Origin of the sequence: Brevundimonas sp. NPDC046655 (assembly GCF_044901625.1) — a bacterium.
Lineage (GTDB): Bacteria > Pseudomonadota > Alphaproteobacteria > Caulobacterales > Caulobacteraceae > Brevundimonas.
This window is the reverse complement of the sequence record NZ_JBJDPV010000001.1, coordinates 275456-297917: the sequence shown is the minus strand read 5'-3', so window position 1 is coordinate 297917 and position 22462 is coordinate 275456. Positions and strand designations below refer to the sequence as shown.

Sequence of the window (22462 nt, the reverse complement as noted above, 5' to 3'; positions counted from 1 at the left end):
ATTACTCCGCCGCGATCGCATGGCCGGCGAAGTTCGCGCGGCGGCTGCGGTAGGTGTTGATGCGGTCTTCAATCTCGTGACGGAAGTGGCGGATCAGGCCTTGAACAGGCCAGGCCGCGGCGTCGCCGAGGGCGCAGATGGTATGGCCCTCGACCTGACCGGCCACGTCGAGCAGCAGGTCGATTTCCGACGGGTCCGCGTCGCCCACGGCCATGCGTTCCAGCACACGCCACATCCAGCCGGTGCCTTCGCGGCACGGCGTGCACTGGCCGCAGCTCTCATGCTTGAAGAAGTAGCTGATGCGGGCGATCGCCTTCACGATGTCGGTGGACTCGTCCATCACGGTCACGCCGGCGGTGCCCAGCGACGAGCGCATTTCGCGCATGGAGTCGAAGTCCATCAGGACGGTTTCGGCCTGTTCGCGCGTGATGACCGGGCAGGACGCGCCGCCCGGAATGATGGCCTTCAGATTGCCCCAGCCGCCGCGCACGCCGCCGCCGTGATCCTCGATCAGCTGGCGCAGCGGGATCGACATGGCTTCTTCGACCACGCAAGGCGTATTGATGTGCCCCGACAGCGACATCAGCTTGGTGCCGGTGTTGTTCGGACGGCCGAAGCTGGCGAACCAGTCCGCGCCGCGGCGCAGGATAGTGCCGACGACGGCGATGGATTCCACGTTGTTCACGGTCGTCGGGCAACCGTAAAGGCCGGCGCCGGCCGGGAACGGCGGCTTAAGGCGCGGCTGGCCCTTCTTGCCTTCGAGGCTTTCCAGCAGAGCCGTCTCTTCGCCGCAGATGTAGGCCCCGGCGCCGTGGTGGATATAGACGTGGAAGTCCCAGCCGTGGACGTTGTTGTCGCCGATCAGCTTGGCTTCATAGGCCTGCTTGACGGCGGCCTCCATACGCTCGCGCTCCAGCACGTACTCGCCGCGCAGGTAGATGTAGCAAGCATGGGCCTGCATCGCGAAGGAGGCGATCAGCGCCCCCTCGATCAGCAGTTGCGGATCATGACGCATGATCTCGCGGTCCTTGCAGGTCGCGGGCTCGGATTCGTCAGCGTTGATGACCAGGTAGTGAGGACGATCCTTCACTTCCTTGGGCATGAAGGACCACTTCAGGCCGGTCGAAAAACCGGCGCCGCCGCGTCCGCGCAGGCCCGAGTTCTTGACGTTGTTGATGATCCAGTCGCGGCCAAGGTCCAGCATGTCCTTGGTGGCGTTCCACGCGCCGCGCTGCTTCGCCCCCTCCAGGCCCCAGTCATGGAAACCATAGAGGTTGGTGAAGATGCGGTCCTTGTCTTCGAGGATTCCGACCATGAGCCCTTAAAGTCCTTCCGCCATGCGGCGTTTATGGTGGCGGGTGCGCATGAAGATCGAACCGATCACCAGCGCCCAACCCACGGCCAGGACGCCATAGGCGACCGTCACCGCATCTTCTGTAAGTCCGAACCGACCCTGACGAGCGAACAGCACCAGTCCCGCCGCCACCACGATCAGCGCCATCCCGCCCCAGCGGAACGGCCAGCCGACGCGGCGCAGCTCGGCCCGGTAAGCCGCCCTGCCCTCATCCGTGTCCAGGTTCGGTCGCGTCATCAGGCCGGAGCCTTCTCAGCCGCCGGCTTGGAGTTCGGCAGCGACTTGATCTTCTTGGCGCGCGAACCGTCGTACAGCGACGGATCCGTCAGGACCCGGGCGCCGCCTTCCGGCTCGGACGTGTGACGACCGACGCGCGAACCCGGCTTCGGCGACTTGCCGGCGGCGAAGTCGTCGATGATCTGGGCCATCGTCTCGGGCGTCAGGTCTTCGTAGTAGTAGTCGTTGATCTGGGCCATCGGCGCGTTGGCGCAGGCGCCCAGGCACTCGACTTCCTGCCAGGTGAAGCGGCCGTCGGCCGAAAGCTCGTCCTTGGGCCCGATCTTCTCCTTGCAGACGCGCATCAGCTCATTGGCGCCGCGCAGCATGCAGGGCGTGGTGCCGCAGACCTGGATCAGGGCGGCTTTGCCCACCGGCTCCAGCTGGAACATGGTGTAGAAGGTCGCGACCTCCAGCACCCGGATGAAAGGCATGCCCAGCAGTTCGCCGATGGCGCGAATGGAGGGTTCCGAGACCCAGCCTTCCTGTTTCTGGACCAGCCACAGGATCGGGATCACCGCCGACTGGCGACGGTTCTCGGGATACTTCTTGATCCACCACTCGGCCTTGGCCTTCGTGTCCTTTGAAAAGGCAAAGGATTCAGGCTGCTCCTTAGCGAGGCGACGAACGCTCATCGGTCCACTTCTCCGAACACCATGTCGAGCGAGCCGAGGATGGCCGACACGTCCGCCAGCATGTGGCCCGTGTTCATCCAGTCCATCGCCTGCAGGTGACGGAAGCCGGGGGCCGACAGCTTGACGCGGTAGGGTTTGTTGGTGCCGTCCGACACCAGATAGACGCCGAACTCGCCCTTGGGCGCTTCGACGGCCGCATAGACCTCGCCTTCCGGCGTCTTGAAGCCCTCAGTGTAGAGCTTGAAGTGGTGGATCAGCGCTTCCATCGAACGCTTCATCTCACCGCGGCGCGGCGGGGTGATCTTGTGATCTTCGGCCAGGACAGGCTCACCGGGGCAGTTGCGCAGCTTGTGGATGCACTGCTCCATGATGCGCACCGACTGCTTCATCTCTTCGACGCGGCAGAGGTAGCGGTCCCAGCAGTCGCCGTTCTTGCCGACGGCGATGTCGAACTCCAGGTCCGCATAGCAGTCGTAAGGCGTGGCCTTGCGCAGGTCCCAGGCGATGTCCGAGCCGCGCAGCATGACGCCCGAGAAGCCCCAGGCCAGGGCCTCTTCCTTGGACACCACGCCGATGTCGACGTTGCGCTGCTTGAAGATGCGGTTCTCGGTGACCAGGCTCTCGATGTCCGCCAGCTTGGCCGGGAACTCGGCGCACCAACGGCCGATGTCGTCGACCAGCTCGGGCGTCAGGTCCTGATGGACGCCGCCGGGACGGAAGTAGTTGGCGTGCAGTCGGGCGCCGCAGGCGCGCTCGTAGAAGACCATCAGCTTCTCGCGCTCTTCGTGACCCCACAGCGGCGGGGTCAGGGCGCCCACGTCCATGGCTTGCATGGTCGTGTTCAGCAGGTGGTTCAGGATGCGGCCCATTTCCGAGTACAGGACCCGGATCAGCTGGCCGCGATACGGCACGTCGACTTCCAGCAGGCGCTCGATGGCCAGGCAGAAGGCGTGCTCCTGGTTCATCGGCGAGACGTAGTCCAGCCGGTCCAGGTAGGGGATGTTCTGCAGATAGGTCCGCGACTCCATCAGCTTCTCGGTCCCGCGGTGCAGCAGGCCGATGTGCGGGTCGACGCGGGTCACCAGCTCGCCGTCCAGCTCAAGCACCAGACGCAGCACGCCGTGCGCAGCCGGGTGTTGCGGGCCGAAGTTGATGGTGAACTTGCGGTCGTCCATCGCCCGCGCGTGCGGGGTCAGACCGTCTTCATAGTCCTCGAACGGGTCGATCGCCTTGGGGGCGGCCGTCGCGGGGGTGTTGTTGCCGTCAGCCATTACTTGGCTCCCGCCTTCTCGTCGCCCGGCAGGACGGTCGGATATTCAGCGCCTTCCCACGGAGAGAGGAAGTCGAAGTTGCGATATTCCTGGGCCAGCTTCACCGGCTCATAGACCACGCGCTTCTGCTCTTCGTCGTAGCGGACCTCGACATAGCCCGTCATCGGGAAGTCCTTGCGCAGCGGATGCCCCTGGAAACCGTAGTCAGTCAGGATGCGGCGCATGTCGGGGTGATCCGAGAAGATCATGCCGTACATGTCGAAAGCTTCGCGTTCGAACCAGCCCGCCGACGGATAGACCGAAACCACGCTGGGCACCGGCTTTACCTCATCGGTCGAGACCTTGACGCGCACGCGCGCGGCGCGGGTCAGTGACAGCAGGTGATAGACCACCTCGAAGCGCTCGGCGCGGTCAGGATAGTCGGCGCCGCAGGCGTCCATCAGCAGTTGGAAGCCGAATTGGTCGCGCAGAGCCGTCATGACGGCGACGATGTTCTCGCGCGGGGCGATCAGGGTCAGCTCGCCAAAGGCGACGACGGCCTCGACACCGAGAGCCGCCACCATTTCGGTTCCCAGCGGGGTCAGGGCGGATTCGCGCTCCGCGACGCGCACCAGTTCGCTCATCGCTCGATCGTCCCCGTGCGGCGGATCTTCTTCTGCAGCTGCAGGATGCCGTACAGCAGGGCCTCGGCCGTCGGCGGGCAACCCGGAACGTAAACGTCCACCGGCACCACGCGATCGCAGCCGCGCACGACGCTGTAGCTGTAGTGATAATAGCCGCCGCCGTTGGCGCAGCTGCCCATGGAGATGACGTAGCGCGGGTCCGGCATCTGGTCATAGACCTTGCGCAGGGCCGGAGCCATCTTGTTGGTCAGGGTGCCGGCGACGATCATCAGGTCCGACTGGCGCGGCGAACCGCGCGGCGCGGTGCCGAAGCGCTCCAGGTCAAAGCGCGGCATGGACAGGTGGATCATCTCGACGGCGCAGCAGGCCAGGCCGAACGACATCCACATCAGCGAACCGGTACGGGCCCAGTTGATGACGTCGTCCAGCGACGTCGTCAGGAAGCCCTGCTCGCCGAGTTCGGTGTTCACCGCCTCGAAGAACTTGTCGTGAATCTTGGGATCGTAGCCTTCGACGGTCGAGCGCGCGGCCGAGCCGGCGGGGACCAGGGGCGACGCCAAGGGCGACGAAGGCGCGATTATTGCCATTCCAGCGCTCCCTTCTTCCATTCGTAGATAAAGCCGACCGTCAGCACGCCGAGGAAGACCATCATCGACCAGAAGGCGAAGACCATGCCGCCGGTCGACAGGTCGAACATCGACACCGCCCACGGGAACAGGAAGGCCACTTCAAGGTCGAAGATGATGAAGAGGATCGACACCAGATAGAAGCGAACGTCGAACTTCATGCGTGCGTCGTCAAAGGCGTTGAAGCCGCACTCATAGGCCGACAGCTTTTCAGTGTCGGGGTTTTTCGGCGCGAGAGCCCAGGCGGCCAGCATGAAGCCGAGCCCCAGGACGGCGGCGATCGCCAGGAAAACGACGATCGGGAGGTATTCTAGAAGAAATGCGTTCATTCGAGCTGCCTCGCCCGCCGAGGGAGGGGGCGGATTCGGGGCTTCTTAGACCCAACCATCGACAGGTTCAAACCCATGTCGGCAAAGGTTTTTTGTTGAGAATGGTTCGCAAGCCCGCGCGCGTTTTGCCGCAGGCCGCGCCGTTGCCAGTCGCACCAACGATACGCGTAAATGGAGGCTTTCCCATACCTCTGTAATCAAGGTCGCAGCATGAGCCTGGCAGCCCGCTTGCTGAACACCATCGAACGCGTCGGCAATCGCCTGCCCGATCCCGTATTTCTCTTTCTATGGCTGATCCTGGGCCTGATCCTGCTCAGCCTGGTGGGCGCCGGTCTGGGCTGGTCGGCGGTCAATCCGGTGACCGGCGACGTGCTGCAGGCCGAGAGCCTGTTGTCGCCCGCCAATCTGGAGCGGCTCTTCATCGGCATGCCGCGCACCCTGGCCGATTTTCCGCCCCTGGGGATCGTGATCACAATTATTTACGGGGCCTCGGTCGCCGAGCGGACAGGGATGTTCTCCACCGCCATTCGCGGCGCCCTGCTGAACGCGCCGCGATTCATCCTGACGCCGATCGTGGTGGTGACCGGCATGGTCTCCCACCACGCCTCTGACGCCTCCTATGTCGTGGTCATTCCTCTGGCCGCCGTCATCTTCGCCGCGGCGGGCCGTCACCCGCTAGCCGGTCTGGCCGCCGGTTTCGCCGCCGTCTCGGGCGGATACGCCGGCAACCTCTTCCCCGGCGCCAGCGATGCGCTGATCCTCGGCATCACCGAACCGGCCGCCCACCTGATCGATCCGTCCTACGCCGTCAGCATTGCCGGCAACTGGTTCTTCATCGTCGGCGTCGTCTTCGTCTTCACCCCCATTGTCTGGTTCCTGACCGACCGGGTGATCGAGCCCCGCTTGGGGCCGTGGGTCCCCACCTCCGCCGCGCCCGCCACGGCTGAGGAGAAGCAGCCGCTCTCCAGCATGGAGAAGCGCGGCCTGCTGTTCGCGGGCCTGACCATCCTGGCCATGATCGCGGCCTGGACCCTGATCACCCTCCTGCCCGGCTCGCCCTTCGTCGATGCAGACGCCGAGCCCGCCCAGCGCTTCAACCCGCTGTATCGCTCGCTGGTCGCCTTCTTCGCCCTGACCTTCTTCGGCGCGGGCGCGGCCTTTGGCGTCGGTTCCGGCTCGATCAAGAGCCACCACGACCTGGTGCGCATGATGCGCGAGGGAATCAGCCAGCTGGCTCCCTATATCGTCCTGGCCTTCTTCGCCGCTCACTTCGTCGCCATGTTCAACTGGTCGGGCCTGGGCCCCATCCTGGCGGTCAATGCGGCCGCTTCCCTGCGCGAACTGGCCCTGCCCACGCCCCTGCTGCTGATCGTGGTGGTGCTGGTGTCCTGCGTCTTCGACCTCTTCATCGGCTCGGCCTCGGCCAAGTGGTCGGCCCTGGCCCCCATCGTCGTGCCCATGTTCATGCTGCTGGGCATCAGCCCGGAAATGACGACCGCCGCCTATCGCATGGGCGACAGCGTCACCAACATCGCCACCCCGCTGATGAGCTACTTCCCCCTGATCCTGACCTTCGCCCAGCGCTGGGACCCGCGCTTCGGCCTCGGCTCGCTGATGGCCACCATGCTGCCCTACGCCGGGGCCTTCCTGATTGCGGGCCTGATCATGGTGGCGAGCTGGGTGGCGCTGGATCTGCCGCTGGGGCCGGGCGTGGGCGTCCACTACGACCCGCCCCCGCCCGCCGTCGCCTCGCACCTGCCGACGGACGGCGGAATCGCCGGTCCCGTCGCCCCGCCGCAAGCCGCAGCAGCCGCCAAGTAACGGAGGTCTTGCGATATTTTCGCTTATCCACAGCAGGGCCGCTTGACGGGCGCGGCGGCCCCGCCTAAACGACGCCCCTCGCCGCGGCGCACAGCGCTTCGGTTCGGGAAACGCGGGTGTAGCTCAGTTGGTTAGAGTGCCGGCCTGTCACGCCGGAGGTCGCGGGTTCGAGCCCCGTCACTCGCGCCATTCCTTTCAGCGAAAGGAATGGCGCACACCGCCTTCCCCCTTCTTTCATACATTATGAATTAGGCGCCGCTCAGCGATCGCTCCACTTTGCGCAGTGGAAGCGACCTGGCCAATGGGCATTGCGCCTTCAAGGCGCCGACACGCCCACCGCCACCCTCGACGGCACTTTACCGCCCATTGGACACGCCCGACCCCTTGGCGCCGACCAGAAACGTCAAAGGCCGCCGGAGCAGTCCAGCGGCCTTTTGTTTTTGACGTGGTGATTTCCGTCGCGACACAACAGCGATGGCGAACAGCCAGCCCGACTGGCGCACTATACTGTACAGATGAAGGAGAAGTTTGAGCCGGTCGATACTCGAGCCGGAAAGGGCGGTGGCTGGGGAACTAGGACTCGAACCTAGAATGACGGTACCAAAAACCGTAGTGTTACCATTACACCATTCCCCAGCAGGACCAGTGCGCCGCCGCAGTTCGTTGCGGCGAGGAGCGGTGAGATACGCCAAGCTTTTCGGGGATGCAACACTGAAAACAAAAGAATTTTCATCGAGCAGCGACTTTTTAAAAACCGCAAATTCCCCGCTTGCGAGGTCCGAAACGGGTGGCTATAAGCCCCCTCCTCGACGCAACGACGGCCTCTGGCCCGCGCCGAGAAAAATGTCGGAGTGTGGCTCAGTCTGGTAGAGCACTGCGTTCGGGACGCAGGGGTCGGAGGTTCGAATCCTCTCACTCCGACCATTTTTTCCTTACACCGTCAGATGATTTCCCCCTCGCGGGGTCGTGCACTTGCACGAGCGCAGGCTTAAGCTTTGCAGCATGAACACCCTGCTTGCCCCCGCCCAGGTCGTCGCCTTCTGGAACGAAGCCGGCCCCGAGAAATGGTTCGCCAAGGACGCCGCTTTCGACGCGGCCTTCACCGAACTGTGTCGCGAAACCCATTTCGCCGCCGCACGTCGCGAACTGGACGCCTGGACCGAGACGGCCGAGGGCGCTCTGGCCCTGATCATCCTGCTGGATCAGCTGCCGCGAAACGCCTTCCGCGACACCGCGCATATGTTCGCCACCGATTCCCTGGCTCTGATGTTCGCCAAGGCCGCCATCGCGCGCGGCGATGACCGACAAGTGGCTCATGACCTGCGCCCCTTCGTCCTGATGCCGCTGATGCACTCCGAATCCCTAGCGGATCAGGAGACGCTTCTGACCCTGCTGGATGAAGCCGATCAGCCGAACACCTACAAGTTCGCCGTGATCCACCGCGACATCATCGCCCGTTTCGGCCGGTTCCCGCACCGCAACGTCTGTCTGGGCCGCGAAACCACGTCGGATGAGGCGGTTTTCCTGACATCCGGGGGCTTTGCGGGCTGATAGCCCAACCACTGTGGTTGTGCTTTGCGTATGGCAAAGCTAGAGAAATGGGGCTTTTTTCAACAACCATAAGCTCGAATTATGCCTCATTCCGCACGCGGCTTGACCGCTGTCGCCGCCCTGACCGTCATGCTGACGACCCCGGCCGAGGCGCAGATCTTCGGTCGCCGCAGCAATGACTCGGCGGCCTCGGTCATCAACGAGACGCCGCGCTGCACGCAGAACCTGGGCACCGTCACCATCGCCGACACCCAGGGGGCCCTGTTCAATCAACTGGGCGTGGGCGCGCCTTCCGAGCTGTTGCGTTATTTGGTCCGCGAATCCGGCTGCTTCACTCTGATCGAGCGCGGCCCGGGCATGGACGTCGTGGAACGCGAGCGCGGCCTGGGCGCCGCCGGGCGCATCCGCACCGCGGATTTCGTCCTGGTCGCTGAACTGGCCAATCCGATCGAGGCCGACAGCGGCGACAGCCGTCGTGGGCTGCTCGGTTCCCTGGCTTCCAGCGGCGGACGCATTCTGCTGCAGGCGGGCGTGGCCGCCATCACCGGCGGCGAAGGCGCCGAGATGGGCGCCGGTATGGCCCAGATGCTTTCCTCTGGCGCCAACGTCGCGGGCAATCAACTGGATCAGGCTCTGAGCAATCGCACCGTCGATTCCATCAAGGAGCTGAAGAAGGACATCGCCAAAGGGAAGGAGGACGCACAGGTCGTCTTCTCCCTGTCCAGCGTACCGCTGGCAGAGACGGTGGGTTACACTCGCGCCGTCGCCAACAAGGACGACTGGCGCCGCCTGCGCATCCGCGACAATCATTTCGGCGGCCGTGTCGGCGCCGGCTACGAGACCGAGGATGAGGGCAAGACCCTGGCCCTGGCCTTCGTGCGCGGCTACGCCGACCTAGTGACCAGCCTGGGCGGCACGGGCTCCACCCTCCCTGAAGTCACGCTCGCCAACCGCGAAGCGCTGCGCGCCGAGGCGGCCGCGCAAGCCTCTCGCCCGGCTCCGGGACGTCAGGACCAGCGCAGCTCCGCCGTCGCCCGCTACAGCCTGGCCCGCGCGTCCGTGCTGCGCCGCGCGCCCGGCGGCGAGGTCGTTCGCCCCATTCCTGTTGAATCCATCGTCTTCCCGACCGGCGAAGAGGACGGCGACTGGATCGAGGTTCTGGACGCCGACGACAACGTCGGCTGGCTGCAGCGCGACCGCCTGACGCCCGAAGGCTGAATATCGACAACCAAACACCGTCCTGCCCGCCCCCATCGGAGCGGCGACGCCTGAATCCCACAGGAGTTTTCCCTTGAACATTCGTATCATGGCCCCTGCCATGGCCGCCCTCATGGCCGCCTCCGTCCTGCCGACCGCGTCCGACGCCCAGGCGCGCCGCAGCAGCGCCCAGCGCACTCAGGACGCGCAGATGGCCCAGATTCCGCGCTGCGCCCGCAGCCTGGGCACCGTCACCCTGGCCGACGGTCAGTCGGACTTCTGGCGTGAGCTGCAGCTTTCGCCGCCGCAAAGCCTGCTGCGCGTGGTGATCCAGCGTTCGGGCTGCTTCACCCTGGTGGACCGCGGCACGGGCATGAGCGTCGCGCAGCGCGAGCGTGAACTGGCGTCCGGCGGCGACCTGCAACGCGGCTCCAACGTCGGCGGCGGTCAGGTCCGCGCGGCGGACTTCGTCCTGGTCGGCGAGATCGCCAGCCAGAACGCCAACTCGGGCGGCAGCGCCCTGGCGGGCCTTGCCGGCGCCGCCATCGGCGGTCGCGCCGGCGCCCTGGTCGGCGGTCTGCGCACGCGGCGAATGGAGGCCAACACCGTCCTGTCACTGACCAACGTCCGCACCTCGGAAACCACGGCCGTGACCGAGGGCTACGCCTCCAAGAGCGACATGAGCTGGGGCCTGGGCGCCGGCGGCTTCGGCGCGGGCGCGCTGGGCGGCGGCAGCTACGAAAACACCGAGATCGGCCGCATCGTGGCCCAGTCCTTCATCCAGGCCTACACTGACATGGTCATGCAGATGGGCGGACTGGAGGGCGGCTCGGCGACCCAGGAAGCGCCGATCCAGACCTATACGGTTCAGCAGGCCGCCACGCTTCGCTCGCGCCCCAACGGCGGCTCGGTCGTGCGCGCCCTGCCCGTGGGCCTGCGCCTCTATCCGACCGGCAACCGCGACGGCGTCTGGTGGGAGGTGCTCGACGACAACGACAACCTGGGCTGGGTGCTGAACGAGCGCCTGGCTCCGGGCCGCTGATCCCGCGACACAACTGAGCTGGAAACGCCCGCCGATCGCTTCGGCGGGCGTCTTCGTTTCTGTGGGCAATGATTCGTCTGAGGGTGACGAAGAGGCTGATTCGGCTCCATCTTCCTTTCCCATGACCGCCGCTCTCGCCCTCGCCGATCTGGAAACCCGCAGTGGGGCGGCGCCGGCCGATCACCCCGAGTGGCAGTATCTCAACCTGCTGCGCGACATCCTCGACAACGGCGTGCGCCGCGACGACCGCACCGGCACCGGCACCCTGGGCGTCTTCGGTCGCCAGATCCGCTTCGACCTGTCCAAGGGCTTTCCGCTTCTGACCACCAAGAAGCTGCACACGCGCTCGATCTTCATCGAACTGCTGTGGTTCCTGCGCGGCGAGACCAACATCGCCTGGCTCAAGGACAACGGCGTCAGCATCTGGGACGAATGGGCCGACGCCGAGGGCGACCTGGGTCCCGTCTATGGCAAGCAGTGGCGCTCCTGGGCCGCGCCGAACGGCCAGAGCATCGACCAGATCCAGAAGCTGATCCACGGCCTGAAGACCAACCCCAACAGCCGCCGCCACATCGTCAGCGCCTGGAACCCGGCTGACGTGGACGACATGGCCCTGCCGCCCTGCCACTGCCTGTTCCAGTTTTTCGTCGCCCCAAACGAAAAAGGGGGCGGAAAACTGAGCTGTCAGCTGTATCAGCGCAGCGCCGACATCTTCCTCGGCGTACCGTTCAACATCGCCTCCTACGCCCTTCTGACCATGATGCTGGCCCAGGTGCTGGGGCTGGAGCCCGGCGACTTCGTCCACACCTTCGGCGACGCCCACCTGTATCTGAACCATCTGGAACAGGCCGAGCTGCAACTGAGCCGCGCGCCCCTGCCCCTGCCGACCCTGACCGTCGCGCCCAAGTCCGACCTATTCGCCTATGAGCTGTCGGACTTCGTGCTGAACGATTACCAGTCCTGGCCGCATATCAAGGCCGCCGTCGCGGTCTGACCCTCATGAAGATCGCTGACCTGAAGGCGGACGTCCTCCGCATCTCCGACATCTATGCGCGCGAGCATTCCATCGATCGCGACCGCGACTGGGCCCTGCTCAAGCTGCAGGAGGAACTGGGCGAACTGACCAAGGAGCACCTGAACCTCACAGGCCGCGCCCGCGGTGCCCCTGACGCGACCGCCCTCGGCGACGAGGCGGCGGACGTGCTGGGGATGCTGCTCATCTACTGCGATCGCGCCGGCATCGATCTGGAAGCCGCCATGCAGCGCAAGTGGCTGAAGTGGCTCAAGGCTGACGCGTAAACTCCCGTAACATCGTATGGCGAAGCGTCGAGACTCGGCGCACCCTCCCTGATCCGCGTCGATGCGGGCGCATGAAACGGGAGGGTTGTCATGTTGAAGAAGTTCGCGGCCGAACTGGTCGGGACGATGGTGCTGGTGCTGTTCGGGTGCGGGGCGGCCGTGCTGGGCGGGTTCGACCATGTGGGCCAGTTGGGCATCGCCCTGGCCTTCGGCTTCGCCATCATCGCCATGGCCTATGGCATCGGCCCGGTGTCGGGCTGTCACGTCAATCCGGCGGTCAGCCTGGGCGTCTTCGTCGCCGGACGGATGAGCGCGAAAGACATGGTGATATACTGGGTCGCCCAGTTCATCGGCGCCATCATCGGCGCCGCCATCCTCGGCATGATCGCCAAGACCGGCTTCGCCAGTCTGGGCCAGAACGGCTTCGACGCCGGATCGCCCGGCGGATACAGCCTGCAGGCCGCCCTGATCTTCGAGATCGTCGCCACCGCCATCTTCATCATCGCCATTCTGGGCGTGACCGGGGCCAAGGGGCACGGTGCCCTCGCCGGCGTCGCCATCGGCATCACCCTGGCGGTCATCCACATTGTCGGCATCCAGGTGACGGGCGTCTCGGTCAATCCGGCCCGCAGCTTCGGCCCGGCCCTGCTGGTCGGGGGCCAGGCCCTGAGCCAGGTCTGGGTCTTCTTCGTCGCTCCGGCGATCGGCGCAGTCATCGGCGCGCTCTTCTTCCGCTTGAAACTGCTCGAACCAGAGGCCTAAGTCGGCATCAAGGGGGCGGCGTCGCGTCGCCCCCGTCTGCCGGAGTTCGCCAGTGTCTGTTCCCAAGATCGCCCTTGTCGTCGCCCGCGCCCGCAACGGCGTCATCGGACGCGACGGTGACCTGCCCTGGCGGCTGCGCTCGGACCTGCAACGGTTCAAGGCCGTCACCGTCGGCAAGCCCTGCATCATGGGCCGCAAGACTTGGGAAAGCCTGCCGCTCAAGCCCCTGCCTGGTCGCCTGAACATCGTCCTGACCAAGGACGGCTCCTACGAATCCGAAGGCATGGCCAAGGGCGCCCTGGTCTGCTCGAACCTGAGCGAGGCCCTGTCCATCGCGCGCGAAACTGCTGAGGAAGACGGCGTGGACGAGGTCTGCGTGATCGGCGGCACCGCCCTTTTCGAAGCGATCCTGCCGCGCGCCCAGCGCCTCTACATCACCGAGGTCGAGGCCGAACCCGAGGGCGACGCCCGCTTCCCCGCCTTTGACGAAAGCGCGTTCGTCGAGACCCTGTCGGAAGCCCATCCGGCGGGCGAGAAAGACGACCACGCCTTCACCTTCCGCACCCTCGACCGTCGCTAATTCGGAGACACAAGCATGCTCGTCGCCACCACCAACGACCTAGCCGGCCACCGCATCGTCCGCCATCTGGGCATGGTGCGCGGCGTTACCGTGCGCTCGCGCAACCTCGTCTCGGACGCCATCGGCGGGGTTCAATCGATGATCGGCGGCCGCGTCGGCGCCTATGTGAAGCTGGCCGAGGCCGCGCGGCAGGAAGCCTATGACGAACTGGTCGCCCATGCGCGCGACATGGGCGCCAACGCCATTCTGGCCATGCGCTACGACGCCAACGAAATCATGCCGGGCGTGACCGAGGTTCTGGCCTATGGCACCGCCGTGGTGGTCGAACCGGCCTAGAGGCCCAGCCCCTCGGCCACCCGCGCCGCCACCGCCGCAAAGCGCTGCGCCACCTCGCCGTCGGGTTCAGCTGAAACCAGCGGCCGCCCGGCGTCGCCCGCCTGACGCAGGGCCGCATCCAGCGGCAGGTCGCCGAGGAAGGCCACGTTCAGACGCTCAGCTTCGGCCTCGGCCCCGCCCTGACCGAAGACCGGGCCGCTCATGTTCTCGATCAGGCCCAGGGTCGGGACATTGACGCGCTGGAACAGGGTGTGGGCCCGGCGCACATCGGCCAGCGCCACCTCCTGCGGAGTCGAGACGATGACCGCCCCATCCAGCGGCGTCTTCTGGATCAGGGTCAGTTGCACGTCCCCGGTGCCGGGCGGCAGATCAACGACCAGCACGTCCAGCGGCGCTTCCTCCGTACCCCAACGCGTCTGGGTCAGCATCTGGGTGATGGCCTGCGACGCCATCGGCCCGCGCCAGATCATGGCGTCCTCGGCCTTGGTCAACAGGCCGACCGACATGGCCTTCAGCCCATGCGCCACGTGCGGCACGATGGCCCCGTCCTCATAGGCAGGCTGGCCCGACAGCCCCAGCATGGTCGGCAGCGAGGGACCATAGACGTCCGCGTCAAGCACCCCGACCGACAGCCCGCGCGCCGCCAGCGCTGCAGCCAGGTTCACCGCCACCGTCGACTTGCCGACCCCGCCCTTGCCGCTGGCCACGGCCAGGACACGCTTCACATGGGCCGGGCGGTCGGTCGGAACCGGCGCCTTGGCCCGGCCCTGATCGGTCGCGGCCTTCGACAGGCCCGCCGTGCGGCGCGGCGCGGCGGCCGGCGCCGTCTCGGCGGTCAGCACGACCGAGACCCGCGCCATGCCCGGCATGGCCTTCAACGCCGCCTCGGCCGCGTCGCGCACCGGGGCGTAGATCGCCGTCTCGCCCGCCGGAACCTCCATGACGAAACCCGCGCGATCCTCGGCCACGGTCAGTCCCTGAACCAGACCGGCGGCGACCAGCCCCTGTCCCGATTTCGGGTCCACAATGGCGTCGAGGGCGGCGATTACGGCGGTGCGGTCGATCAAGGCTCTGCTCCTTGGCCCTTGCCGGGCCGGTCGCGGGCGTTCTATCGCCGTCTGGTCCTGTTCGCGAGCCTGTTCCTTTGACCAAAACGCCCCGCCTCACCCTGATCGCTGGCCCCACCGCCTCGGGCAAGTCGCGTCTGGCGCTGGAAATGGCGGAGAAAACGGGCGCCGTCGTCATCAACGCCGACAGCCAGCAGCTCTACGCCGACCTGCGCGTCCTCAGCGCCCGCCCGTCGGTCGACGAGGAAGACCACGCCGAACACCGTCTCTATGGCGTGGCCGACGCCGCTGAATCATGGTCGGTCGGCCGCTGGACCCGCGCCGTCGTGCCCTTGCTGGAGGAACTGGCGGCGCAGGACCGCCCGGCCCTGCTGGTCGGCGGCACCGGCCTCTATTTCAACGCCCTGACGCGCGGCCTGGCCGACATCCCCGCCGTGCCGGACGAGCTGCGCGATACGGTTCAGGCCTCCTATGACCTTGAAGGCGAAGCGGCCTTCCGCCGCCGTCTGGCCAAGGTCGATCCCGCATCCGCCGCCGCCATCACCCCCGGCGACCGCCAGCGTCTGATCCGCGCCCTGGCCGTGGCCCAGGCGACCGGCCGTTCGTTAAGCGCCTGGAAAGCCGACACCAAACCCCTGCTGGCGCCCGGCGACTGGAAGGGCCTGGTGCTGGAGCCGGATCGCAAGCGGCTCTACGCCTCATGCGATCTCAGGGTCGCCCAAATGATCGAACAGGGCGCGCTGGACGAAGTGAAGGCTCTCGCCGACCGTCGTCTCGATCCGGACCTTCCCGCCATGAAGGCCGTCGGAGTGCGGGAACTGATGGCCCACCTGGCTGGCGAGACCTCGCTGAAACAGGCCATGGAGCTGACGCGCCAGGCCACCCGCAACTACGCCAAGCGCCAACTGACCTGGTTCCGCAACCAGACGCCTGACTGGGCGCGCGCCTAGGCCAGTCGCGACGGGTCGAGAACTACGTGCCGGATGCGGGTCCGGTCGTGCGTATAGGTGACATGCACCAGCCCGTTCGAGGCTTGGACCACGGCCGGATAGGCGTAGCCATGCGTCAGGGGCTCGCTCTCCAGCGTCAGCACGTTTCGCCACGACAGACCGTCGGCCGACAGACCGACATTCAGCGGATAGCGCGGCCCTCGCCCCGGTCGATCCGGCTCATGCCCCGCGTGATTGTAGATCATCAGATGACGCCCGTCCTGGAGGGTCGAGGCGTCCGTTCCCGAATTGGGATTGGGCAGATCGACAGCCCCTATGGCGCTCCACGTCCGTCCGCCGTCGCGTGACCAGCTGGACGCCAGCGCCCCCTGACGCGCCCGCGCCACGGCCTGCAAGGTGCCGTCCGGATGGATCAGGATGCTGGGCTGTATGGCGTCGATGTTCAACGGCGAGGCGACCGGATCGGTCAGGGTCCAGCGACGTCCCTGATCCGTGCTGATCTCGAAGTGCAGCCGCCAGCCCGCGCCGGCAGCGGCGCCCATGCCTTCGCCCGCCTCGGTGCTCGACGGGGACAACCAGGTTCCGTCGGCCAGCACGACCGGCTTGTTCTTGATCGGTCCGAGCACGCCGTCAGGCAAACGACGCGGCGACGACCATGTGCGGCCTCCGTCCGGCGAGGTCATCATCATGCCCCACCAGCTGAAGGGGTCGGGACCGACCTTGTAGAACAGGATCAGATCGCCCTGAGGGGGCTGGAACAGGACCGGGTTCCAGGTCGGATGTCGCGAGCCGTCCGCTTGCACGCCATCGGCGACCTGAGCGCCCTCGCTCCAGACGCCGTCCTCAAAGCGCGCGAACCAGATGCAGACGTCAGGGTGCTTCTCATGCGTCCCGCCGAACCAGGCCGCCGCCATGACGCCGCCCGTGGTCTCCACGATGGTCGAGGCATGGCACTGCGGATAGGGCGCCTGCTCGTAGATGAAGCTCGAGCGAACGACAGCGAGCGACTTTTCGCCCCCCCTCTCCCCGGCGGCGACAGCGGTCGTCGCCAGACCTGCCCCCAAACCGACTCCCAGGCCAAGCCCCAATCGCCTGCGTGTGATCTCAGCCATGCACCATCCTCCCGTGATCCATGCTCACGATGATGTCCACCGGTGTCAATCGACGTGGCCAGCGACATTTCGACTGAGAATCCAGACACTCCGCCGCCATCCCTCTTGGATACGGCCGCAGGAGGCCCTATATCGAAGCTGTTCGGGTTCGCCCGGACTATGGCGATAAACGCGCTTGTAATAAGCGGACCGGACCCGGGTGCGATTCCCGGCGGCTCCACCAACTTCTTCCCCGCGTTATCGGCGGAGGCAGCATGGGGCCGACTAGCATCGACGGACGTGTAAAGAAGATGCTTTCGCTCGTCCTGGCCCACCGTATCGGGCCATATTCTAACTGCGAACGATAACTTCGCTGGAGAAGTCCGCCTCGCCGCGTAATGCGGTTCGGTTGATTTCGAACACTTAAGTCCTGGGGGTTCAGATCCTCAGGCGGGGCCCGGAGGGCGCCTGGCAACAGAAGCCCTCCACTTCCTCAGAGACATTGCGAGAGCCTGGCGCCAGAATCCCGGCGCTTTCCTCAATCGGCATCTTCCGTCACTCGCCTGTCGCGGGTAACAGTCGCCCGTTCCCAGTTTCGAGGCCCCTGATGACGGATCAATCTCCCCCGGTCGACGAGATGCACTACGAGCAACTCGCCCAGGACGCCCTGCGCGGCGTGATCCGTTCCGCGCTGGAACGCGCGGCCCAGCCGGCCGGCATTCCCGGTGCGCACCACTTCTACATCACGTTCAAGACTCGCGCGCCGGGCGTCTCGGTGCCGCCGGACGTCCTGGCCAAGTACCCGGACGAGATGACCATCGTCCTGCAGCACCAGTACTGGGACCTTGAGGTCCAGCACGATCGCTTCTCGGTGATGCTGAAGTTCGGCGGCATGCCCAAGGTCCTGGCCATGCCCTATTCGGCCGTGACCCGCTTCTACGACCCCAGCGTCCAGTTCCTGCTGCAGTTCGAAGAGCCCGAGATCGTCGAGGCCGAGGTTGCGCCGCTCACGCCCCCTGCCCGCGATCCGAACGCCGCACCGCCTCCCTCGGGCGACGACGACGGCCCCAAGGTCGTCTCGCTGGACCAGTTCCGGAAGAAGTAGGCGCGGAGGGCACCACCCTCATCGCCGGACGCATTGCGCGTCCGCGAAGGATGGACAGCGGAAGGTCAGCGCCGCACGGTGAGGTATGCGGTCTTCAGCCATCACAACCCTCGCGGTCTCCATTGCAGCACTCGCTGTGTGTTCTGCTTCGGTTGCCGACGCGCAACCAGCTTTGGAGCAAGGCTTCTCTGGCGCCCTGCGTGGCTGTGAGGAATGGATTCTAAACCCAGAAAGCTGGATCAACGGCCCCGCTCCCTTCATCGCAACGGTAGGCTTGGGCGACACGATGGGGCTGGTTGCTAAAGTCGATGAGGCGTCGCTCCCGCCTCCGGCCTTGCGCCGCGGGAACCGCTACTGGCGCATCAACTCGACCGAGACCGCCGGCTATATCCTAGTCGTCTCGGACCAAGCCCCCATGTGCCACATCACCGGCGGCGGGAATGTCGATCTGCAGCCCGTGGTGGAAGCCGTCCTGACGTCAGCAGCCTTCGCCAGCCGCTGGGAAACGGTTCGGCAGACCGAGCGGCGCGACATGGCGGCGACCACGTTCAGGAACCGGACCGATCCGTCCCTGTCAGCAGTCGTCAGTCGGGCGAAACGGCCGGGCGAGAGGCTAGACCGCGTCCAGGTCTTGGTGACGACGACGTACGAAATGCAGAACTAAGACTCTGCCTCGATGCCGCGTGCCAACGCCCGTGCTGACACCCCTACCGCCTCGGGAAGACCCGGATCATGATCCGTTCGCGCTCGCCTTCATGGCGCTCGACCAGCAGGCGCGCGACCTGGCTGTCGTCGTGGAACAGATAGCCCTTGATGGCGTCCAGCAGGGCCTTGGCTAGGTTGTCCAGGTCCATCCACGGCGCGTCCCCGACGTGCTCCATGGTGATCTCAACGACATAATCACCCCACGCCGGGCGGGCGCTCCACTCCTTGCGGAAGAATTCATAGGCCAGCGGCTTGTAGTATTTGGCCTGGGTAGTCAGGCCGTCGATGGTGATTTCCACCGTGTCGCCGACCTCGCGTCCGCGCACCTTTCCCGTGCCGATCCAGCCTTCCACGCGCGCCTTGCTCCCTTAGCCAATGGTCGGGCCGCCTTGCCCCGTCGTGTCCGCGTGCTACACCGCCCGGCATCTTCCCGCCACGTCTGAGAACGAGCCCGCGATGAGCAACGTCCGCATTGAAACCGACACCTTCGGCCCCATCGAGGTCGCCGCTGATCGCTACTGGGGCGCTCAGGCGCAGCGCTCGCTCGGCAACTTCAAGATCGGCTGGGAAAAGCAGCCCCTGCCGGTCGTCCGGGCCCTGGGCATCGTCAAGCGCGCCGCCGCCGAGACCAACCGCGATCTGGGCAAGCTGGACGCCAAGCTGGCCGAGGCCATCATCGCCGCCGCCAATGAAGTGATCGAAGGCAAGCTGAACGACCACTTCCCGCTGGTCGTCTGGCAGACGGGGTCGGGCACCCAGTCGAACATGAACGCCAACGAGGTGATCTCGAACCGCGCCATCGAGATGCTGGGCGGCGAGATGGGCTCCAAGACGCCGGTCCACCCCAACGACCACGTCAACATGAGCCAGTCGTCCAACGACACCTATCCGACGGCCATGCACGTCGCCTGCGCCGAGCAGGTGGTCAACGACCTGCTGCCCGCGCTGAAGCACCTCCACGCCGCCCTGGACGCCAAGTCCAAGGCCTGGGCCCACATCATCAAGATCGGCCGCACCCACACCCAGGACGCCACGCCCCTGACCCTGGGTCAGGAGTTCGGCGGCTATGCCCAACAGGTCGCCAACGGCATCGAGCGCATCGAGCAGACCCTGCCCAAGCTGATGGAACTGGCCCAGGGCGGCACCGCCGTCGGCACCGGTCTGAACGCCCCGGTCGGCTTTGCCGAAAAGGTCGCAGAGAACATCGCCGCCATCACGGGCCTGGCCTTCACCACCGCCCCGAACAAGTTCGAGGCCCTGGCCGCCCACGACGCCATGGTCTTCAGCCACGGCGCCATCAACACGGTGGCCGCCTCGCTGTTCAAGATCGCCAACGACATCCGCTTCCTCGGCTCCGGCCCGCGTTCGGGTCTGGGCGAACTGGCCCTGCCGGAAAACGAGCCGGGCTCGTCGATCATGCCGGGCAAGGTCAACCCGACCCAGTGCGAAGCCCTGACCCAGGTCTGCGCCCAGGTGTTCGGCAACAACGCCGCCCTGTCGTTCGCCGGTTCGCAAGGCCACTTCGAGCTGAACGTCTACAACCCGGTCATGGCCTACAACTTCCTGCAGTCGGTCCGCCTGGTCGCCGACGCCGCCATCAGCTTCACCGACAACTGCGTCGTCGGCATCGAAGCCCGCGAGGACAACATCGAGCGCGGCCTGAACAACTCGCTGATGCTGGTCACCGCCCTGAACGGCAAGCTGGGCTACGACACCTGCGCCAAGATCGCCAAGACCGCCCATAAGAACGGCACCACCCTGCGTCAGGAAACCGTCGGCGGCGGCTACCTGACAGACGCCGAGTTCGACGAAGCCGTCCGCCCCGAGAAGATGATCTCGCCGGGCTGAGGATCATGAGCAAACGCCACGTCCTCATCGCAACTGTCGCCGCTATCGGTCTGAGCGGTTGCGATGGGACGTGGCCGAAGCCGCAAGGCAGCGACAGGGCATGGCCGATGTTGCAAGACACCTGCGACTACGACGAGATCGCTTCTACGGCCATTAAAGAGCGCTATCCGTGGTTCGTCCCGCCCGGTAAGCTGGCTTCCACTCAGTATCAGGACGTTATCATCGCCTTCTACCCGCTGCCCCACGTGATGCCCGGCGGCACCGCGCACGCCACGGTCGGTGTCCGCGACTGCAAGATCAAAGAGGTCTGGATCACCCAGTAGCCACGGCTACCTGTCCCTGATCGACCGCCCTACCGGCGCCAGCGACAGCTTGGCCAGTTCGACGTTCTTCAGCGCAAACGGGATGCCGATCAGGCTGACGAACTGCGGCACAGCGATCAGGATATGGGCCAGGGCGATGTACCAGCCGGCCAGCACCAGCCAGATCACGTTCAGCCCGACGCCCAGACAGCCGACGCCCAGATCGGCCGGGTTGGGCTCACGCCAGACGATCTCTCGCCCGAACGGCCAGAAGGAATAGCTGGCGATCCGCCAGGCCGAAAACGCCCACGGCAGGCCCACCACCGTCAGGGCCAGCAACAGCCCGCCGAACAACCAGGCCACACCCGAGGCGAAGCCGCCCAGGACGAACCACAGCAGGTTCAGGATCAGTCGGATCAAGGTCGTCTCCCCATGCGCCACGCGGCGCAACGTCCCTGATATGGCCAAAGGCCCCGCCTGTGACAGCGGGGCCCGGGTGAATTCGCGGTAAGGCGAAGCCTAGTGCTTCACGACCCAGCGCGCCTTGGCTTCATCCTTGGTCATGCTCAGGTGAACGTGCTCGTCGACATGATCGACCCAGCTGACCGGGATCATGTGATGCTTCAGGCCGGAGCCGAGGTCCATCTTTGCCAGCTCGATCTGATCGCCCATCACATGGTCCACGCGACCGACATGCTTGCCGTCCGAACCGACGACTTCCAGATGTTCCTTGATCATCGAGGTGTCTATCATGACGCTCTCCATTGCTGTTCGAGGTCAGGGTGAAACGGCCCGCGCCACGAACGGGTTCATCACAATCGCCGTCCAAGGGAGTTCACGATGTCGCTGACCGTCCATCACGCGCCCCAGTCCCGCTCCACGCGCCTGCTCTGGCTGCTGGAGGAATTGGGCGCCGACTATGACATCCACTACGTCGACATTGAGCGACAGGGCGGCCACGGCCACGCCGATCCGACCAACCCCCACCCGCTGAAGCAGGCGCCCGCCGTCAGCGTCGACGGCCAGTTGCTGATCGAGTCGGTGCTGATCTTCCTCTTCCTGACCGACCGCTTCCCCGCGGCGAAGATGGCGCCCAGCCCCAATGATCCCCGCCGCGCCGAGTATCTGTCGTGGCTGGGCCTCTACAACAATGTGCTGGAAAGCGTCCTAACCTCCGGCCCGCCCGATAGCTGGAATGATCTGAGGAAGGCCGGGTACGCTGCTCTGGACCAGCGCTGGCGCGCCGCCATCAAGGACGGCGGCTACATCCTGGGCGAGTTCTCGGCGCTCGACATCCTGTTCGGCAGCCTGCTGCAATGGTTCCGGGGCGCCATGCCGCCGGGAGAACCCTATGACGCCTATGCCCAGCGCATCGGCGGTCGTCCGGCCCTCAAGCGCGCCTGGGCCAAGGACAGCCCCGAGGGCCACGTCTGATGGGCGAGGTCGTCAATCTGAACAAGGCGCGCAAGGCCCGCGACAAGGCTGACGCCAAGCGCGCGGCCGACGCCAACCGCACCGCCTTCGGCCGCACCAAGTCCGAACGCCTGACGACGCAGAAAGAGCGCGACCGCGACGCCGCGCGCCTGGACGGCCACAAGCTGGACGAGCCGGAGTAGACCCTCTCCTCCCGTCATCCCGGCCGTAGCGTAGCGAAGAGCCGGGACCGCCACAGACGCCGCCGCTTGATGCGGT

General features: G+C 65.9%; 28 protein-coding genes, 3 tRNA genes and 1 other RNA gene. 19 read left to right on the top strand and 13 right to left on the bottom strand.

The window, feature by feature from the left end; translation table 11 throughout:
- Position 1: 1 nt before the first annotated feature.
- The 7 genes from nuoF to ACI2KI_RS01425 all read right to left on the bottom strand — a co-directional run bounded on the left by nuoF (position 2) and on the right by ACI2KI_RS01425 (position 5114).
- The gene (gene nuoF, locus ACI2KI_RS01455) at positions 2–1315 is read right to left on the bottom strand and encodes an NADH-quinone oxidoreductase subunit NuoF (RefSeq protein ID WP_292082648.1); all 1314 of its coding nucleotides are present in this window, start codon (positions 1313–1315) and stop codon (positions 2–4) included.
- A gap of 6 nt (positions 1316–1321) precedes the next feature.
- The gene (locus tag ACI2KI_RS01450) at positions 1322–1591 is read right to left on the bottom strand and encodes a hypothetical protein (RefSeq protein WP_207821662.1); all 270 of its coding nucleotides are present in this window, start codon (positions 1589–1591) and stop codon (positions 1322–1324) included.
- Positions 1591–2265 carry an NADH-quinone oxidoreductase subunit NuoE gene (nuoE, locus tag ACI2KI_RS01445; RefSeq protein WP_404617124.1) on the bottom strand — a complete coding sequence of 225 codons (675 nt, stop codon included), beginning with the start codon at positions 2263–2265 and terminating at the stop codon, positions 1591–1593. The genes ACI2KI_RS01450 and nuoE overlap by 1 nt, the downstream gene beginning before the upstream one ends.
- Complete coding sequence (locus ACI2KI_RS01440) at positions 2262–3440, bottom strand: NADH-quinone oxidoreductase subunit D (protein WP_292083358.1); 1179 nt, start codon at positions 3438–3440, stop codon at positions 2262–2264. The genes nuoE and ACI2KI_RS01440 overlap by 4 nt, the downstream gene beginning before the upstream one ends.
- A gap of 95 nt (positions 3441–3535) precedes the next feature.
- On the bottom strand, positions 3536–4159 hold the full coding sequence (locus tag ACI2KI_RS01435; RefSeq protein ID WP_312063429.1) for an NADH-quinone oxidoreductase subunit C: 624 nt from the start codon (positions 4157–4159) through the stop codon (positions 3536–3538).
- Positions 4156–4767, bottom strand: a complete 612-nt coding sequence (locus ACI2KI_RS01430; protein WP_292082645.1) for an NADH-quinone oxidoreductase subunit B family protein — start codon at positions 4765–4767, stop codon at positions 4156–4158. The genes ACI2KI_RS01435 and ACI2KI_RS01430 overlap by 4 nt, the downstream gene beginning before the upstream one ends.
- The gene (locus tag ACI2KI_RS01425) at positions 4737–5114 is read right to left on the bottom strand and encodes an NADH-quinone oxidoreductase subunit A (protein WP_207821670.1); all 378 of its coding nucleotides are present in this window, start codon (positions 5112–5114) and stop codon (positions 4737–4739) included. The genes ACI2KI_RS01430 and ACI2KI_RS01425 overlap by 31 nt, the downstream gene beginning before the upstream one ends.
- A 210-nt stretch (positions 5115–5324) precedes the next feature.
- Between ACI2KI_RS01425 and ACI2KI_RS01420 the strand changes: the two genes are divergently transcribed.
- Together ACI2KI_RS01420 and ACI2KI_RS01415 are read left to right on the top strand one after the other, a co-directional pair.
- Positions 5325–6935 carry an AbgT family transporter gene (locus ACI2KI_RS01420; RefSeq protein ID WP_404617122.1) on the top strand — a complete coding sequence of 537 codons (1611 nt, stop codon included), beginning with the start codon at positions 5325–5327 and terminating at the stop codon, positions 6933–6935.
- Positions 6936–7047: 112 nt separating this feature from the next.
- Positions 7048–7124: transfer RNA gene (locus tag ACI2KI_RS01415), tRNA-Asp, on the top strand.
- A gap of 373 nt (positions 7125–7497) precedes the next feature.
- Here the strand turns inward: ACI2KI_RS01415 and ACI2KI_RS01410 are convergent.
- A tRNA-Gln gene (locus ACI2KI_RS01410) sits at positions 7498–7571 on the bottom strand.
- A gap of 211 nt (positions 7572–7782) precedes the next feature.
- On the opposite strand from ACI2KI_RS01410, the gene ACI2KI_RS01405 reads away from it, so the two are divergent.
- The 9 genes from ACI2KI_RS01405 to ACI2KI_RS01365 all read left to right on the top strand — a co-directional run bounded on the left by ACI2KI_RS01405 (position 7783) and on the right by ACI2KI_RS01365 (position 13702).
- Positions 7783–7859 (top strand) — tRNA-Pro (locus tag ACI2KI_RS01405).
- 78 nt (positions 7860–7937) lie between these two features.
- Positions 7938–8486 carry a DUF924 family protein gene (locus ACI2KI_RS01400; protein ID WP_404617120.1) on the top strand — a complete coding sequence of 183 codons (549 nt, stop codon included), beginning with the start codon at positions 7938–7940 and terminating at the stop codon, positions 8484–8486.
- A gap of 102 nt (positions 8487–8588) precedes the next feature.
- Positions 8589–9704 carry a hypothetical protein gene (locus tag ACI2KI_RS01395; protein WP_404617118.1) on the top strand — a complete coding sequence of 372 codons (1116 nt, stop codon included), beginning with the start codon at positions 8589–8591 and terminating at the stop codon, positions 9702–9704.
- 73 nt (positions 9705–9777) lie between these two features.
- Positions 9778–10725 (top strand): CsgG/HfaB family protein, encoded by a 948-nt coding sequence (locus ACI2KI_RS01390; protein ID WP_404617116.1) that lies wholly within the window; start codon positions 9778–9780, stop codon positions 10723–10725.
- A gap of 121 nt (positions 10726–10846) precedes the next feature.
- The gene (locus tag ACI2KI_RS01385) at positions 10847–11719 is read left to right on the top strand and encodes a thymidylate synthase (protein ID WP_404617114.1); all 873 of its coding nucleotides are present in this window, start codon (positions 10847–10849) and stop codon (positions 11717–11719) included.
- 5 nt (positions 11720–11724) lie between these two features.
- A complete protein-coding gene (locus ACI2KI_RS01380) occupies positions 11725–12024 on the top strand; it encodes a phosphoribosyl-ATP pyrophosphohydrolase (RefSeq protein ID WP_404617112.1) in 300 nt (99 codons plus the stop codon).
- A gap of 90 nt (positions 12025–12114) precedes the next feature.
- A complete protein-coding gene (locus tag ACI2KI_RS01375; protein WP_404617110.1) occupies positions 12115–12786 on the top strand; it encodes an aquaporin in 672 nt (223 codons plus the stop codon).
- Positions 12787–12838: 52 nt separating this feature from the next.
- The gene (locus ACI2KI_RS01370) at positions 12839–13366 is read left to right on the top strand and encodes a dihydrofolate reductase (protein WP_404617108.1); all 528 of its coding nucleotides are present in this window, start codon (positions 12839–12841) and stop codon (positions 13364–13366) included.
- Positions 13367–13381: 15 nt separating this feature from the next.
- A complete protein-coding gene (locus tag ACI2KI_RS01365) occupies positions 13382–13702 on the top strand; it encodes a YbjQ family protein (protein WP_404617106.1) in 321 nt (106 codons plus the stop codon).
- Here ACI2KI_RS01365 and ACI2KI_RS01360 read toward each other — a convergent pair.
- Positions 13699–14769: an Mrp/NBP35 family ATP-binding protein gene (locus tag ACI2KI_RS01360; RefSeq protein ID WP_404617104.1), complete on the bottom strand. Its 1071-nt coding sequence runs from the start codon at positions 14767–14769 to the stop codon at positions 13699–13701. The two genes, ACI2KI_RS01365 and ACI2KI_RS01360, sit on opposite strands and share 4 nt — an antisense overlap.
- Before the next feature lie 77 nt (positions 14770–14846).
- On the opposite strand from ACI2KI_RS01360, the gene miaA reads away from it, so the two are divergent.
- Positions 14847–15719 carry a tRNA (adenosine(37)-N6)-dimethylallyltransferase MiaA gene (gene miaA, locus ACI2KI_RS01355; protein ID WP_404617102.1) on the top strand — a complete coding sequence of 291 codons (873 nt, stop codon included), beginning with the start codon at positions 14847–14849 and terminating at the stop codon, positions 15717–15719.
- Here the strand turns inward: miaA and ACI2KI_RS01350 are convergent.
- Positions 15716–16831, bottom strand: a complete 1116-nt coding sequence (locus ACI2KI_RS01350) for an exo-alpha-sialidase (protein ID WP_404617100.1) — start codon at positions 16829–16831, stop codon at positions 15716–15718. The genes miaA and ACI2KI_RS01350 overlap by 4 nt on opposite strands.
- A gap of 101 nt (positions 16832–16932) precedes the next feature.
- Between ACI2KI_RS01350 and ssrA the strand changes: the two genes are divergently transcribed.
- From ssrA to ACI2KI_RS01335, 3 genes are all read left to right on the top strand, one after another.
- Positions 16933–17300, top strand: a transfer-messenger RNA (tmRNA) gene (gene ssrA, locus ACI2KI_RS01345).
- 117 nt (positions 17301–17417) lie between these two features.
- A complete protein-coding gene (locus tag ACI2KI_RS01340) occupies positions 17418–17915 on the top strand; it encodes an SspB family protein (protein ID WP_292082632.1) in 498 nt (165 codons plus the stop codon).
- A gap of 85 nt (positions 17916–18000) precedes the next feature.
- On the top strand, positions 18001–18579 hold the full coding sequence (locus ACI2KI_RS01335) for a hypothetical protein (RefSeq protein ID WP_404617098.1): 579 nt from the start codon (positions 18001–18003) through the stop codon (positions 18577–18579).
- 43 nt (positions 18580–18622) lie between these two features.
- On the opposite strand, the gene ACI2KI_RS01330 is transcribed toward ACI2KI_RS01335, so the two are convergent.
- Entirely contained in the window at positions 18623–18973 is a 351-nt protein-coding gene (locus ACI2KI_RS01330) for a RusA family crossover junction endodeoxyribonuclease (RefSeq protein WP_312064324.1), read from the bottom strand.
- Positions 18974–19076: 103 nt separating this feature from the next.
- Between ACI2KI_RS01330 and fumC the strand changes: the two genes are divergently transcribed.
- Both fumC and ACI2KI_RS01320 read left to right on the top strand, forming a co-directional pair.
- Positions 19077–20468: a class II fumarate hydratase gene (gene fumC, locus ACI2KI_RS01325; RefSeq protein ID WP_404617096.1), complete on the top strand. Its 1392-nt coding sequence runs from the start codon at positions 19077–19079 to the stop codon at positions 20466–20468.
- Between the two features lie 5 nt (positions 20469–20473).
- A complete protein-coding gene (locus ACI2KI_RS01320; RefSeq protein WP_404617094.1) occupies positions 20474–20791 on the top strand; it encodes a hypothetical protein in 318 nt (105 codons plus the stop codon).
- 6 nt (positions 20792–20797) lie between these two features.
- Here ACI2KI_RS01320 and ACI2KI_RS01315 read toward each other — a convergent pair whose 3' ends face one another.
- A complete protein-coding gene (locus tag ACI2KI_RS01315) occupies positions 20798–21190 on the bottom strand; it encodes a YccF domain-containing protein (RefSeq protein ID WP_404617092.1) in 393 nt (130 codons plus the stop codon).
- Positions 21191–21289: 99 nt separating this feature from the next.
- A complete protein-coding gene (locus tag ACI2KI_RS01310) occupies positions 21290–21523 on the bottom strand; it encodes a DUF2171 domain-containing protein (protein WP_404617090.1) in 234 nt (77 codons plus the stop codon).
- An 87-nt stretch (positions 21524–21610) separates the two neighbouring features.
- Here ACI2KI_RS01310 and ACI2KI_RS01305 point away from each other — a divergent pair, with 87 nt between their 5' ends.
- The gene (locus ACI2KI_RS01305; RefSeq protein ID WP_404617088.1) at positions 21611–22204 is read left to right on the top strand and encodes a glutathione S-transferase family protein; all 594 of its coding nucleotides are present in this window, start codon (positions 21611–21613) and stop codon (positions 22202–22204) included.
- Positions 22204–22386 (top strand): DUF4169 family protein, encoded by a 183-nt coding sequence (locus ACI2KI_RS01300; RefSeq protein ID WP_404617086.1) that lies wholly within the window; start codon positions 22204–22206, stop codon positions 22384–22386. Before ACI2KI_RS01305 ends, ACI2KI_RS01300 begins: the two co-directional genes overlap by 1 nt.
- Positions 22387–22462 lie beyond the last annotated feature (76 nt).